14 protein-coding genes are annotated in these 12,803 nt (G+C 38.8%); 6 read left to right on the top strand and 8 right to left on the bottom strand.

The window, feature by feature from the left end:
* Positions 1 to 122 precede the first annotated feature (122 nt).
* From CDG62_RS10720 to CDG62_RS10705, 4 genes are all read right to left on the bottom strand, one after another.
* Positions 123 to 1,265, bottom strand: a complete 1,143-nt coding sequence (locus CDG62_RS10720; RefSeq protein ID WP_087528347.1) for a ribonuclease D — start codon at positions 1,263 to 1,265, stop codon at positions 123 to 125.
* A 205-nt stretch (positions 1,266 to 1,470) separates the two neighbouring features.
* On the bottom strand, positions 1,471 to 2,067 hold the full coding sequence (gene recR / locus CDG62_RS10715) for a recombination mediator RecR (RefSeq protein ID WP_087528346.1): 597 nt from the start codon (positions 2,065 to 2,067) through the stop codon (positions 1,471 to 1,473).
* A 16-nt stretch (positions 2,068 to 2,083) separates the two neighbouring features.
* Positions 2,084 to 2,413, bottom strand: a complete 330-nt coding sequence (locus CDG62_RS10710) for a YbaB/EbfC family nucleoid-associated protein (RefSeq protein WP_004697049.1) — start codon at positions 2,411 to 2,413, stop codon at positions 2,084 to 2,086.
* Positions 2,414 to 2,441: 28 nt separating this feature from the next.
* On the bottom strand, positions 2,442 to 3,629 hold the full coding sequence (locus CDG62_RS10705; RefSeq protein WP_087528345.1) for an O-succinylhomoserine sulfhydrylase: 1,188 nt from the start codon (positions 3,627 to 3,629) through the stop codon (positions 2,442 to 2,444).
* A gap of 142 nt (positions 3,630 to 3,771) precedes the next feature.
* On the opposite strand from CDG62_RS10705, the gene CDG62_RS10700 reads away from it, so the two are divergent.
* Together CDG62_RS10700 and CDG62_RS10695 are read left to right on the top strand one after the other, a co-directional pair.
* Positions 3,772 to 4,863, top strand: a complete 1,092-nt coding sequence (locus tag CDG62_RS10700) for an alpha/beta fold hydrolase (protein ID WP_087528344.1) — start codon at positions 3,772 to 3,774, stop codon at positions 4,861 to 4,863.
* Positions 4,864 to 4,878: 15 nt separating this feature from the next.
* Positions 4,879 to 5,751 (top strand): NAD(P)-dependent oxidoreductase, encoded by an 873-nt coding sequence (locus CDG62_RS10695; RefSeq protein ID WP_087528343.1) that lies wholly within the window; start codon positions 4,879 to 4,881, stop codon positions 5,749 to 5,751.
* A 73-nt stretch (positions 5,752 to 5,824) separates the two neighbouring features.
* Here CDG62_RS10695 and CDG62_RS10690 read toward each other — a convergent pair whose 3' ends face one another.
* A complete protein-coding gene (locus tag CDG62_RS10690) occupies positions 5,825 to 6,535 on the bottom strand; it encodes a transglutaminase-like domain-containing protein (RefSeq protein WP_087528342.1) in 711 nt (236 codons plus the stop codon).
* A gap of 581 nt (positions 6,536 to 7,116) precedes the next feature.
* Positions 7,117 to 7,836 carry an SDR family NAD(P)-dependent oxidoreductase gene (locus CDG62_RS10680; RefSeq protein WP_087528341.1) on the bottom strand — a complete coding sequence of 240 codons (720 nt, stop codon included), beginning with the start codon at positions 7,834 to 7,836 and terminating at the stop codon, positions 7,117 to 7,119.
* 616 nt (positions 7,837 to 8,452) lie between these two features.
* On the opposite strand from CDG62_RS10680, the gene CDG62_RS10675 reads away from it, so the two are divergent.
* From CDG62_RS10675 to CDG62_RS10665, 3 genes are all read left to right on the top strand, one after another.
* Complete coding sequence (locus CDG62_RS10675; protein ID WP_004697032.1) at positions 8,453 to 8,722, top strand: YARHG domain-containing protein; 270 nt, start codon at positions 8,453 to 8,455, stop codon at positions 8,720 to 8,722.
* Positions 8,723 to 8,752: 30 nt separating this feature from the next.
* Positions 8,753 to 9,166: an HIT family protein gene (locus tag CDG62_RS10670; RefSeq protein ID WP_087528340.1), complete on the top strand. Its 414-nt coding sequence runs from the start codon at positions 8,753 to 8,755 to the stop codon at positions 9,164 to 9,166.
* A 273-nt stretch (positions 9,167 to 9,439) separates the two neighbouring features.
* Positions 9,440 to 10,537 (top strand): porin, encoded by a 1,098-nt coding sequence (locus CDG62_RS10665; RefSeq protein ID WP_087528339.1) that lies wholly within the window; start codon positions 9,440 to 9,442, stop codon positions 10,535 to 10,537.
* A 104-nt stretch (positions 10,538 to 10,641) separates the two neighbouring features.
* On the opposite strand, the gene CDG62_RS10660 is transcribed toward CDG62_RS10665, so the two are convergent.
* Together CDG62_RS10660 and CDG62_RS10655 are read right to left on the bottom strand one after the other, a co-directional pair.
* The gene (locus CDG62_RS10660) at positions 10,642 to 11,262 is read right to left on the bottom strand and encodes a YidB family protein (RefSeq protein ID WP_087528338.1); all 621 of its coding nucleotides are present in this window, start codon (positions 11,260 to 11,262) and stop codon (positions 10,642 to 10,644) included.
* Between the two features lie 108 nt (positions 11,263 to 11,370).
* Positions 11,371 to 11,838 carry a DUF6231 family protein gene (locus CDG62_RS10655; RefSeq protein WP_004697025.1) on the bottom strand — a complete coding sequence of 156 codons (468 nt, stop codon included), beginning with the start codon at positions 11,836 to 11,838 and terminating at the stop codon, positions 11,371 to 11,373.
* Between the two features lie 34 nt (positions 11,839 to 11,872).
* On the opposite strand from CDG62_RS10655, the gene CDG62_RS10650 reads away from it, so the two are divergent.
* Complete coding sequence (locus CDG62_RS10650) at positions 11,873 to 12,742, top strand: DUF2797 domain-containing protein (RefSeq protein ID WP_087528337.1); 870 nt, start codon at positions 11,873 to 11,875, stop codon at positions 12,740 to 12,742.
* The last annotated feature ends 61 nt before the right edge of the window (positions 12,743 to 12,803 follow it).

Genomic DNA, 12,803 nt, shown 5'->3' with positions numbered 1-12,803 from the left:
ACAGCACTCAAATAACTCAAGCCACAGGATACATCAAATAAAAGCAGCTGACATTAGTCATGATTAACGCATCAGTCGTGATTTTGTATAAATATTCAAACTTCAAGCCAATTGACCAATTATTAATCCCCAACTTTCATTTGCGTCGAAAGATAGCTTTCATCACGGCGTAGGAGTTGAATTAAGGGTTGGGTTAACAAATCATAGCGCCACCCTAATAAATAATCAGGCAAGTCTTTCTCATCATTATGAAAAACCACATGTTGATGTAGTGCATTCATCCACTTTTTGCGCATCAACACTTCTTTAGGAATGCTGGTTTCATCGACCACATTTTGAATTAAGTGATCAATTTTCTCCCCCACATCTTTTGAAGAGTGTCGGATGGGGCGTGCCATGCGTAGTGGCCAATCCGCTTGCTCAGGCAAGAACTTCACCAAGTCTAAAATGGTTTTGCCATGCTCACGGACGACGTTTTGACGTATGTCTTTTACACCCGATAACTGAAACGCATTTTTCGGATTTTTCTCAACCAAATCAATCATGCTTGAGTTTTTCAGAATAAAACTCCGTGGTGTATTAAGCGCTTTCACCATGTGTTCACGCCATACAGCCAACTGCTGTAACTGCATTAACTGACGCCGTGAATGTCGATAGTTACCAATATCTTGATAGAGTAAATGCAAAGGCGTTTCTGTCGCGATCTCTTGCGTCAGATGCTGACAGTCCTCAAGTGCAAAGTGTAAGAGTGACTTTGAATCTAGTTCTTGTTTAACTTTTTCTGAAAGATTCATCAAATACAGCACATCGTTTGCCGCATAGCTCAATTGCGCAGGACTTAATGGACGCGCCAACCAATTTGAGCGCGTTTCCCCTTTATCGATATCGACATCCAACATTTGTTTCAATGCATTTTGATAGCTGACTTGTAGACCATGACCTAAAAAAGACATGCCCACTTGGGTATCAAATACATTATTTAAAGTTTTATGCTGTGCATAGTGATAAATCAGATCGATATCTTCACTACAGGCATGAAAGACATTTTGCTGTGCACGAAAAAGTTTATTCCAAAATTCAGATAAATCGAGCGTCGTACCATCGAGTAAATAGACATTGTTTTCGACATTAATTTGAAATACGCCTAACTTTGGCCATAGGGTATCGACTTTAATGAATTCTGTATCGAGTCCATAGACTTTGTTACGATCCATTTTTTCTAAGACTGCTGTTAAGTCTTGTTGCTGCTGAATAAACTGAAACATATCCTACTGCGTCTAATGCTAGATGCTCTTTGGGCTATCTTACCTGAATAAGATGATTTAGCTATCAAGATTTCTAAGGGTTTTTTAATTATTTACCGTTTTTTGTGATTTTTTTATACAACTAAATTCAAATTAATATTTTTTTTCTCTTACTCAAAATTTCAATCTTTAGCACAACTAAAAAATGAAACAAGTATCGAAATACTTATTTCATTCGCATTCTATTATGTACAGCTTGACTTAAGGTATGACTATCGACATATTCAAGTTCACCACCCTGTGGTACGCCTTGTGCAATACGCGTCATTTGAATCGGTAAATGTTTCGTTGCCTCAACCAAATAGTGCGCTGTGGCCTGACCCTCTACCGTTGCATTAGTCGCCAAAATCACTTCTGTTACTTTACCATCGCCTAAGCGCTGGATCAGATAAGGAATACCGATCTCTTCAGGCCCAACACCATCAAGTGGAGATAAATGTCCACCCAATACATGGTATTTACCGCGAAAACTGCCACTTTGTTCAATCGCCATCACGTCTGCAGGTGATTCAACCACACAAAGTAGTTGATCATCACGTTCATGCGAGATACAAATATCACAAACTTCGTTTTCAGTCAGTGAGTGACACAAACTGCATTCGAGAATATAGCTGGTGGCTTCGTTCAAAGCATGTGCAAGACCCACAGCCCCTTCACGATTTTTCATAATCAGATGGAGCGCCATGCGCTGAGCCGATTTCGGCCCAACACTTGGCAAAATACGTAAAGCTTGTACCAGTTGATCAAAACGATCGCTAAACACTATACGTATTCCTTAATTAGAATAGACCAGCAAGACCCGGTGGTAAGCCTGCACCTGAATTCGCAGCTTTCATACGCTCTTCCGTGATTACTTCTGCTTGACGTGCAGCATCATTCATTGCCGCAGCAATTAAGTCCTCAATCATATCTGCATCATCTTGCAATAATTCAGGATTGATTTCGATACGTTTTACCACATTACGGCAAGTCATCGTTACTTTAACCAAACCACCACCAGCTTCAGCATGCACTTCAGTTTGCGCAAGCTCTTCTTTAGCTTTTTTAATGTTGCTTTCCATGTCTTTTTGCATGCGTTGAGCTTGCTGCATTAACATATTAATGTTCATTAAAATCTCCGAACATAAAGTTAAAAAATTAGATTAAGTCTAAACCACGTGTGATATCGCGAATAATATCATCAATATCTTCTAAACCAACAGAAACACGAATTAAACCTTCACGAATTCCTGCGGCTTGTTTCGCTTCTGGTGAAAGCTTGCCATGGGTAGTCGTTGCAGGATGAGTAATAGTCGATTTCGCATCGCCCAAGTTACCCGTAATTGAAATAAACTGAGTATTGTCAATAACTGTCCACGCCCCTTCGCGCTCGCCTTTCACTTCAAAAGAAACGATTCCACCAAAGCCTGTTTGTTGCTTCGCTGCAAGTTCATGCCCAATATGCTCAGGTAAACCTGCGTAATACACTTTTTCGACTTTCGGATGTGTATTTAAGAATTCTGCCAGCTTTTGCGCACTTGCTGAATGCTCACGCATACGTAAACGTAAAGTCTCTAAGCCTTTTAAGAATACCCATGCATTAAAAGGACTCATTGAAGGCCCTGTGGTACGCACATAACCAAATACTTCTTCGAGTAGTTTATGACTACCTACTACTGCACCACCAAGGGCACGACCTTGACCATCCAAATACTTCGTCGCCGAATAAATTACCAAGTCTGCACCGAACTCAATTGGACGCTGTAATACTGGCGTACAGAAACTATTATCAATTGCTAAAAGTGCGCCATTGGCATGTGCGATATCAGCAAGTGCTTGAACATCTGCCACTTCAGCCAAAGGATTCGACGGCGACTCAACAAAGAGCAATTTTGTTTCAGGCTTAACGGCATGTTTCCATGCGTCTAAATCTGTTAAATCGACAAAGTCGACAGTTACACCAAACTTAGCCACATATTTTTCAAACAAAGATACGGTCGAACCAAATACCGCACGTGAACAAATCACATGATCGCCCAGTTTTAAAAATGACATTGCCACGGCCATAATTGCGGCCATACCTGAACTGGTTGCCACTGCACGTTCTGCACCTTCTAAAGCTGCAAGGCGTTTTTCAAACATTGCAACCGTTGGATTGGTAAAACGCGAGTAGATATTCCCTGGCTCTTGACCTGAAAATTTTGCTGCGGCCTCTGCTGCATTTTCATAGACAAATGATGAAGTTAGAAAGATAGGTTCGCCATGTTCTCCCTCGAAACTACGCGTATGCCCAGTACGAATGGCTAAGGTATCTAATTGGTATTCAAATTCGTCTTGTAGGCTCATGGCTCTGGTTCAGTCGACAGACTGCCTTTGTAAAGAATTGCCAACATTTTGAGCGTCTAGGCTATTTAAGGTCAAGGTAAAATACGCGAATATTGATTAGACTTCGATCAAACTTTCTGCTTATTTGAGATCTAAGACCTATATGCACGCTTTAAAAACTAAAATTTCAACACATCAAAATAAATTAAAGAATCTTTCTACGCGCATTTTTAATGGAAAGTCACTCATTTTGTCACAAAGCACACCTTATGAAGTGATTGAAACATTTGATCTTACCCAAATTCGCTATTACGCACCTGAAGTGCGTAAGTATAAAGAACCCTTAGTTTTTGTGGTCCCGCTAGCCATCAATATGTCTATTTACGACCTTTATCCTTATCGCTCACTGGTGAAGTACTTCCAACAGCAAGGCTTTGCCGTATATGTGATTGATTGGGGGAAATTAAGTATTCATAACCGTTATTTCAACTTTCTAACGTTTATTGATCATTACATTCCACTCTGTATACAAAGTATTTTAAAACATAGTCAAAGTGAGCAAATTTCTCTGCATGGTTGGAGTATGGCTGGTATTTTCGTGACCTTGTATACCGCCCTGCATCAACCCAATTTTGTGAAAAATTTAATGGTTTTGGGTAGCCCAATTGACAGTTATAAATCTGGGCGAAATGGACAATTCTTTGCATATCTCAATCGAATCATTTCAAAAAGCAAAGCATTACAACAGCAGATTTATCAAGGCAAAATACCGAAACGTCTCCTTCATACCTCCGGCGGATTAAATACTTTTGGTTTTAAAATCATTGATCCTATCGGCTGGTTTCAAAGTCATAAGAATCTACTCCTGAACTTAGATGACCATGAAGCTCTGCATGAACATGCCACCATTGGCAGTTTTCTCAATCGTATGATTGATTATCCCGGTGGGATCAATCAAGACATGCTTTTTAATGTTTGGCTGCGCAATCCACTCAAAACTGGACTAATCACATTAAATGAGAAAAGCATAGCTTTAAATAATATACAGTGTTCATTGCTTGTAGCCGCGGGCACAACAGACCAACTTGTTACAGCAGAGTCGGCTCATCCATTAACCCAATTGACAAGTAGTACTGATGTCACGTTTACTCTTATCTCAGGGGGGCATTTAGGACTGATGTCAAGTAAGCGTAGTGCCGATGAATTTTGGCCACAACTGGCTCAGTGGTTAAGTGAACGTTCAAGTAAAATTTAAATACTAAGGTTTGACATGATTCAGTCAGTTGCATTTATCGGTCTAGGCGCTATGGGTTATCGCATGGCATCACACTTACCTAAACACTTTGAACACGTGTGGGTGTGGAATCGCAATTTTGATAAAGCAAAACAACATGCAGAAGCCTATGGCACGCAGGCGGTGGAACTTGCACAAGCAGTTCAGGCCGATGTAGTTTTCTCTTGCCTTCCAACTAGTCAAGATATTGAAGACTTACTTGCACAAATTGAGCTTAAAGCAGGCAGCATTTGGGTCGATTGCACCAGTGGTGTACCCTCTTCTGCAAAAAAAGTAGCTGAACAGCTTAGACAATACGGCGTCGACTTTTTAGATGCACCTGTGAGTGGTCAAACCATTGGTGCTGATAATGCAACGCTTACGGTTATGATCGGTGGTGATGCCGCAGCTTTTGAACGCGCACTACCAGCTATTCAAGCATTTGGCAAACTGATTAAACATGTAGGAGATTCAGGTGCTGGTTTTGCAGTTAAAGCCGTAAACAATATGCTTTTGGCTGTGAACCTCTGTGCTGTTGCTGAAGGTTTCACCACACTCAAGGCTCATGGCGTAAACTTAAACGAAGCACTAGATTGCATTAATGCATCGAGTGGTAAAAGTGGTGTAACTGAAACTGTTTTGCCTCAACGCATCCTCAACCGTAGCTTTCCGCTTACATTTGCACTTCCCCTATTGGCAAAAGATACGGGCATTGCAGTGGATTTAGTCCGCGAAGCAAAACTGTCCACACCTGTGATTGGACTAACGCAAAGTTTAATTCAAACAGCCAGTGACTTATCTGAAACGGACAGCGACTTTTCTTCCGCAGTTAAACTGTATGAGTCATGGAGTAAAATTACTTTAGAATAATGCTAATCGCAATAAGTCATACTTTAACGACAGTCAGACGTTAAGGTATTTCTATGAATGAACGAAAGCCTCTTTATGAGGCTTTTTGTTTATTTCTAATTTTATTGACGTTTTGATTCATTAAATGTCTGACTACATATTTAAAAACCATACGCTGTATCGAACTAAGTTCCTGTTGATGCATATTATAAAAATCATCTGGGCTATCAAATAAACCGAAATCTTGATTAATCCCCTTATCTTGAATAAAGGTATCATTCAAATTCCATTCAATAGGCGGATTTTGAAAGTTCTCAGTAAACACGCCAAAACCACAAAAAGTTTTTTCCTGATGCTTATTCATACTTTGTAATTTTTCTAGATAGGGTCGATCAAGAATAACACCCTCCAAAATATACCATTGACCATTCACATGAACTTCGACCCAACTATGTAAAATATTCTGGGGCGATAACGTGTACCAAATGCCTTTGATTGCACCTTTTTGTAAAGCTTTATCGATGGTAAACCCATGTATACGATTGGCTACACCCACCGCCCGAAGTAACGCCATCAATAGAGTTGCTTTGGTATTACACTGACCATAACCGTCGCTTAAGACTTGAGATGCCTGTATCGTATCGCCCGTGTTATAGCCAAATTGAACTTCATCACGAACGAAGTTATAAATATTTATTACCTTATCAACCTCATCAAGATCTCTCCAATTGCGTTGTTCAATCAAACTTTGAATCGATGGATGGTGATAATCTAAAATCGACGTCTGTTCTAATAGCCTTTGCATACTTTGCTCTCCAATATAGTCATTTTTATTTAAAACTATGGAGTTAGTCCAAGGTCAATATTTTTTAGTGCCCACTTTAATAATGAATCCAGACTAAATATTTTTTGAATCTTGATTAATCTTATAATACAGCGATGTATACTAAGTTAAATCATCACATATACTTTTTCTATAAAAAATAGTGAGTGAAATTTAAGATAAATAATTTATGCTCAAATTCATTACCCAGGATTTTATTAAACTAGAACATATTGATAAAGTTATGCCTTTTATATCGTGAACTTATAAAAAAAGGCTGAACCAAAATGTATATCCTATGACCTATTTATTGATTAGAAAGATGCTGGGCATTTTATATTTATTGAAGAATAGCCTGAGCGCAGAGCACTAAATACACATTGTGAAATGGAGCATTTTAAAAGACTAGTTTCGTTGATTGAGCAATACCAAAGTGCTACAGGTATTATATATTGATGGAGGAATTTTCACACCAAAGTAGCTCAACCTAGATTGAATATGGCATCGCAAAGTAAAGCCATCCAATAAATACATCCATGTAATATTACAGCGAAACATCTGTGTTAAATGTTTTCATCTTTCATTGCAGGCATGAGGATTTCTTTAACACAAGATGCATTACTGGTGGAAATGATAAATTTTATGGCCAGAATGACATCAGCTAAAGGAATTAAAGTATGCTTCGTCTCCGCCAAGACAGTTGCTGTTGGAACATCTGCTTCATATTCTGTCGCTAAATACCCTAAGTTTAAAACACTCACCCCAATCAAGTCATTACGCAAAATCTCACGCAATGATTGGGCAATTCCGCGCAGAGCATATTTCGTTGCAGAAAAGATCAACTCTTTACCATTATGATTGTCCACACCCCATGTAGAACCGATTAGTATGACTTTAGCGTTATCCGATAATTTTAAATTTTCGATCAAGGACTGAAGAGACTGAATACAGGTATTAATATTGGTATTAAGAATAGTATTTAACTCAGCAGATGAAACCTCTTCAAATTTATAATTCTCAGTAAAAGCATTATTCTCCCATATTCCAACATTATAAATTAGAACATCTATTTTCTCATCTTTGACTACTTTCTTTACTTTACTCACAGCATCTTCAGAAGCAGATAAATCCGCACAAATCCAGTTCAATTGATCATTATTTATAGGAATAGAACGAGAGACACCATAAACTTTATCCTGAGCTTGAGGCACTAAGTTTACAATTGCCTTTCCTAAACCTCTACTTGCGCCATAAATGAGAAATGTTCGACTCGAACCATTCATATTTCAATTCATCCTTTCATAAAAACTGCATAATGATTTAAACTCAAGTTAAATTTAGTCAAGTTTTATATTTAGCAGTTAAACTATATCTCACTAATTTATAAAAAAATATTTTCTGCCTACTCATTTCAAATAATCCCTTGTCACACAGCGCTAGATTTTTAAAACCACTTAAATAGTAAAATAGGGATTAAAAATGATACACAGGCTCTTAATTCAAAAATAATCTATACCTGAATCGTGGGTTAATAGTGTTATATCACAAATAAATTACATTGCCAGTCATATAAAAATGGCTGAAATAGGGCTTGAGATGAGGCTAATATTAAAAGTTAAAAAAGCTGATGCGCCGAAGCACCGTAGTCCATAAATAAACTTTAGAAGCATTTAAGCCTAAGGAAACTTGTAAAAACAGGCTAGGTTACATAAAAATCTTAAACACCCATTTTTATATAGTGTTTCAAAAGCTATTGATATATATAAATTTTACGTATGATATGCAGTAATTATGAAGTAAAATTACAATTGAGTAAGAACTCACCATTGAATAAATAGAACAAACCCCTATAAAGTAATAGCGTGACTACATACAATGTTACAAACTGAGGAAATTCTCATGAAAAAGTTGACTGTAGCGGTTTTTGCCAGTCTTGCAACATTAATCGGGGCGCAAAGTTTTGCGGCATCACCTGAGCAAGAGTGTCAAAAATTAAAAGATGATCATGATGTCATTTATGCATCTAAAGGTTTCTGTTTTAAGGATCCTGAAGCGAAAGCAAAATTTGGCAATGATAATTGCTACACCACTAAACCGAAATTCTCTGAAAAAGAGCAACAACGTCTTGACGCCATTAAAGAGCGTCAAAAAGAATTAAACTGTAAGTAAACCAGTTTAAGTAAAACATAAGGAATAGACATGGCTTACGATGAGCAAAACATTTTTGCACGGATTTTACGTGGTGAACTTCCAGCCATTAAAGTATATGAAGATGACCAAGTTCTTGCATTCATGGATATTATGCCTCAAGCAGACGGTCATACTTTAGTCATACCCAAAACACCTGCAGTGACATTACTTGACCTTCCTTCCGATGCAGCGGCCTACACCATTCAAGTGGTACAAAAAGTAGCTAAAGCCATTGAAATCGGATTGGATGCTCAAGGCATTGTCCTCATGCAGTTGTCTGGAGCTGCTGCTGGTCAGACCGTTCCCCATGTACACTTCCACCTTATTCCGAGTTCGGTACATGAGCTAGGTAAGCATGCATTACAAATGGGTGATCAAGAAAAGATCAAAGCACAAGCAGAAAAAATTCGCGCTGCTTTGTAATTCCACTCATTAAATCAAGGAGCCTCGGCTCCTTTTTTTAGGTCTAAAAATGAATAAGATCAATAATCTAAGTTCTAAAAATCCACCTTAACAATTTATCGCGGAAATACATTTGACATTAGATTGTTTAATATTTTTGTAATATTTCTTTAATATTAATGACTTATTTGTAATCAATAATGAGCGCCAAGAGACAGAAGTCTGATGAACAAAAAAGACGACTGAATAACCTTTTATAGACGAATCAACAAAAAGTCTTTCTTGGAGCTACACATGAAAAAAACACTTTGCGCATTAGCAGTTGGGGCAACTTTATTTACACCAGCTTTGGCAATGGCTGCTGACGTAAAAATTTATGGCCGTGCGCATGTTTCTTTAGACTATCTGGATGATGGCGCTGACTATAACGAAGTTGGAATTTCTTCAAACTCTTCACGCTTAGGTTTCAAAGTAGAGCAAGAACTTGAAAATGGCATGACCGTATTTGGTCAAATTGAGCAAGAAGTTAACTTCGCAAGCGGTTCTGCTGATGATAAAGGCGTAGATTTCGCAACACGTGATACATTCGTAGGTTTAAAAGGTAACTTCGGTCAAGCACGTGTTGGTCGTTTTGACAGCCCATTCAAGGCTGCGCGCGGTCCAATCAACTTCTTTGGTGACATGGTTGGTGACGTCCGTAACGTAACACGTGTTGGTGATTTGAAGTTTGATGAGCGTAATGACAACACAATTGAATATAAATCACCTAAATTTGGTGGTGGCTTCAATGTACTTGCAGCACTTTCAATGCACAAAGGTACATCTATCGCTAAAGATGGAACTACAAAAGAAGGCGTTGATGACAATAAAGCTTATGATCTAGCCTTAACCTATAAAGAAGGTAACGTTGACTTTGCAGCAGCATATGAGAAATACGAAGATAACGCTGCAACAACATCACAAAATGTTTCATCGACAGGAATTAAAGCGGAACGCGATGCATTTCGACTTGCTGGTTCATATAAATTCACGCCTGATTTTAACCTAGGTGCGATGTATCAAATTGCTCAATACGATCATGATGATCTAAGTGATTTTGATGCTCAGGTATTCGGTATTGCAGGCGAATACAAAATTACGCCAAAAACAGCTTTACGCGGTGAATACTTCTACCGTGATGTCGATGCTGATGATGCAAACTCAAGTTTAGTTGCAATTGGTGTTGAACACCGCTTGGATAAAGCAGTACGCGTTTATGCTAACCTTGCAACTATGCTAAATGATAAAAATGCTAATCTTACGCCATGGAAAGAAGGCCGTTCATACTCTGTGAGTGGTGAAAAAGACGAAAATGCTACAGCACTTTCTTTAGGTTTCCGTTACGACTTCTAAGTTGATACTCCCCTAAAAATTAAAAAACACGCTTTTGCGTGTTTTTTAATTTAGAGTTTTTAAGTAATAAAACAGCCATTCAACGATGGCTGTTTATTTCGGATTTAGCGCTTTAAGAACCCCGAAACCAAGTTCAACACCTGTTGGATATCTGCATTGGCTTCTTGAGGATTAGTTTGTCCTGCTTGCGGGGTGAGAGAATCAATAATTTGTGGTAAAACTTGTGAAATCGCACTATATACATCTTGTTTAGGCGCATTCGCTTGCTCTGCGACTTGCTCCACCGTGGCATCATCAAACAAGTTTTTCACTTGCTCTGGATTTACGCTGGCGTTTTCTCCTGGTACTGTAGAAACCCAGTCCTCAACCTGACTGCTTAAACCTTGCCCTTTGAGTTTATCTAAAGCTGCCTGCAGACCACCTTGCTGTTGAATCCATGCCAAAATCAAAGGCAAAACTGCAATCAATAAACTTTTTCCGCCGCCTGAGAATCCTGAGTTCTGAGAGTTTGGCGCCTGCTGCGACTGTCCACCAGTCAAGCCACCCAACACCGAACCTAAAATACCACCCAGACCATCCTGTTGTGTCTGCCCTGTACTACTCGCTCCGAGTTGTCCAAGCACCGAACCCAAAATACCACCCAAACCACTTTGCTGGTTTGACTGCTGCTGACCACCCAGAGCCTGCTTTGCTAAAATCTCTATAATATTATTCAGGTTCGTCATCACTTTATTCCATCTAGGTTTTTTAAACAGCATACGATGTTTAAAAAAACCCTATAGAGATAAATTGTTAATTTTTGCTATGAATAAAGCAATATGGTCGCCGTCGCATTACCAACGGAATTTATTCCAGTTTTCAGGATTCGCCCAAAATTTTGAATTGAACCAGTCAGGCACATGCTTATAGGTCAGAATATTAAATTGCCATAAAGCAAAGTCTTTACCATGCGTCGTTTTATCGATCAGTTGAGTAAAACCTAAAGCACGAAGCAGTTGCTCATCCTGCAATTGACTCACCACCACAATACGCTTTGCCATCAAATCTCTTAAACGCACCAATAGTTGTGATTTTTGTTGTGAGCTTATATTTTGCATTTCTGCCGTGTCAAAAAGTACAAAACCTAAATCATAGCGTTGGGTAAAAGGCAGACTTAAAAAGTCAGATACGCTAAAATATTGCCATTGAATAGATTGATGATGATTTGGGCTGAGATCCTGCCCAATGCACAATGCAGTTGAAATAGGCTGTTCTTGAGATAAATCGTCTAGCATAGAAGTAATGACGTTCAGTTCAGCCATAACCGCATCCTTAATATTGAGTGAGTAATTCTGTATGGAACTTCAAGGCATTTGCCATAAAATGCATGCAGGTCTTAAAGACCTTAGTGTAACTGATCAACATACACACAAGGCAAATGTTGAATATAAATTTATCTTAGATCGTTCAGAAGTTGACCTTCCTTTTAACTTAGGCCAAGAAATCGAGATTGAATGGACTGGCAAAATCTTCTGTGTTTCATGTGGTACGAAGACTTCTAAATCATTTTCACAAGGCCATTGTTTCAAGTGCTTTAAAACCAAAGCCTCTTGTGACATGTGCATTATGAAACCTGAAACCTGTCACTACCACCTAGGCACCTGCCGAGAAGACAGCTTCGCGCATGAAGTTTGCTTTCAGCCACATATTGTTTATTTGGCCAACTCAAGTGCTCTAAAAGTTGGCATTACACGGATTAGCCAAATGCCCACCCGTTGGCTCGATCAAGGTGCAACCCAAGCCCTTCCAATTATGAAAGTTGGTTCACGTCGTCTTTCAGGCCAACTCGAAATTATGTTTGGCACACAAGTGGCAGACAAAACTGATTGGCGTAAACTGCTCAAGGGCGAAGCAGAACCACTCGACTTGATTGAAGTTCGCGAACAACTCATCGAAGAATTTGCACCTAAAATCCAAACCATTCGCGAGGAATTTAGTCAAAATCTTGAATTCAATGAAACGGTTGAGCTTTTGGAAACTGAACAACCACGTGAGTTTGTTTATCCAGTTGAGCAATATCCTGAGAAAATTAAATCTCACAATCTGGATAAAACTCCCGTGATTCGTGGCAAATTACAAGGGATTAAAGGTCAGTATCTGATTTTAGATACCGGTGTGATTAATATTCGTAAATATTCAGGTTATGAACTCAAAATCCGTGCCTAAGCTTGTTTATCCTTAAATAAAATTTGTTTATCTACACACATAAAAAAACCTGCACAAATGC

This window comes from Acinetobacter sp. WCHA55, from assembly GCF_002165305.2.
Taxonomy (GTDB): domain Bacteria; phylum Pseudomonadota; class Gammaproteobacteria; order Pseudomonadales; family Moraxellaceae; genus Acinetobacter.
The sequence above is the reverse complement of the archived record's forward strand: the minus strand, read 5'-3'. Positions and strand labels throughout refer to the sequence as shown.

What these genes read in the sequence shown, in the direction of transcription:
- CDG62_RS10720 (WP_087528347.1), bottom strand. Translation starts at nt 1,265, where the DNA reads ATGTTTCAGTTTATTCAGCAGCAACAAGACTTAACAGCAGTCTTAGAA.
- CDG62_RS10680 (WP_087528341.1), bottom strand. Translation starts at nt 7,836, where the DNA reads ATGAATGGTTCGAGTCGAACATTTCTCATTTATGGCGCAAGTAGAGGT.
- CDG62_RS10710 (WP_004697049.1), bottom strand. Translation starts at nt 2,413, where the DNA reads ATGAACATTAATATGTTAATGCAGCAAGCTCAACGCATGCAAAAAGAC.
- CDG62_RS10660 (WP_087528338.1), bottom strand. Translation starts at nt 11,262, where the DNA reads ATGACGAACCTGAATAATATTATAGAGATTTTAGCAAAGCAGGCTCTG.
- CDG62_RS10675 (WP_004697032.1), top strand. Translation starts at nt 8,453, where the DNA reads ATGAAAAAGTTGACTGTAGCGGTTTTTGCCAGTCTTGCAACATTAATC.
- CDG62_RS10655 (WP_004697025.1), bottom strand. Translation starts at nt 11,838, where the DNA reads ATGGCTGAACTGAACGTCATTACTTCTATGCTAGACGATTTATCTCAA.
- CDG62_RS10650 (WP_087528337.1), top strand. Translation starts at nt 11,873, where the DNA reads ATGGAACTTCAAGGCATTTGCCATAAAATGCATGCAGGTCTTAAAGAC.
- CDG62_RS10665 (WP_087528339.1), top strand. Translation starts at nt 9,440, where the DNA reads ATGAAAAAAACACTTTGCGCATTAGCAGTTGGGGCAACTTTATTTACA.
- CDG62_RS10670 (WP_087528340.1), top strand. Translation starts at nt 8,753, where the DNA reads ATGGCTTACGATGAGCAAAACATTTTTGCACGGATTTTACGTGGTGAA.
- CDG62_RS10695 (WP_087528343.1), top strand. Translation starts at nt 4,879, where the DNA reads ATGATTCAGTCAGTTGCATTTATCGGTCTAGGCGCTATGGGTTATCGC.
- CDG62_RS10690 (WP_087528342.1), bottom strand. Translation starts at nt 6,535, where the DNA reads ATGCAAAGGCTATTAGAACAGACGTCGATTTTAGATTATCACCATCCA.
- CDG62_RS10700 (WP_087528344.1), top strand. Translation starts at nt 3,772, where the DNA reads ATGCACGCTTTAAAAACTAAAATTTCAACACATCAAAATAAATTAAAG.
- CDG62_RS10705 (WP_087528345.1), bottom strand. Translation starts at nt 3,629, where the DNA reads ATGAGCCTACAAGACGAATTTGAATACCAATTAGATACCTTAGCCATT.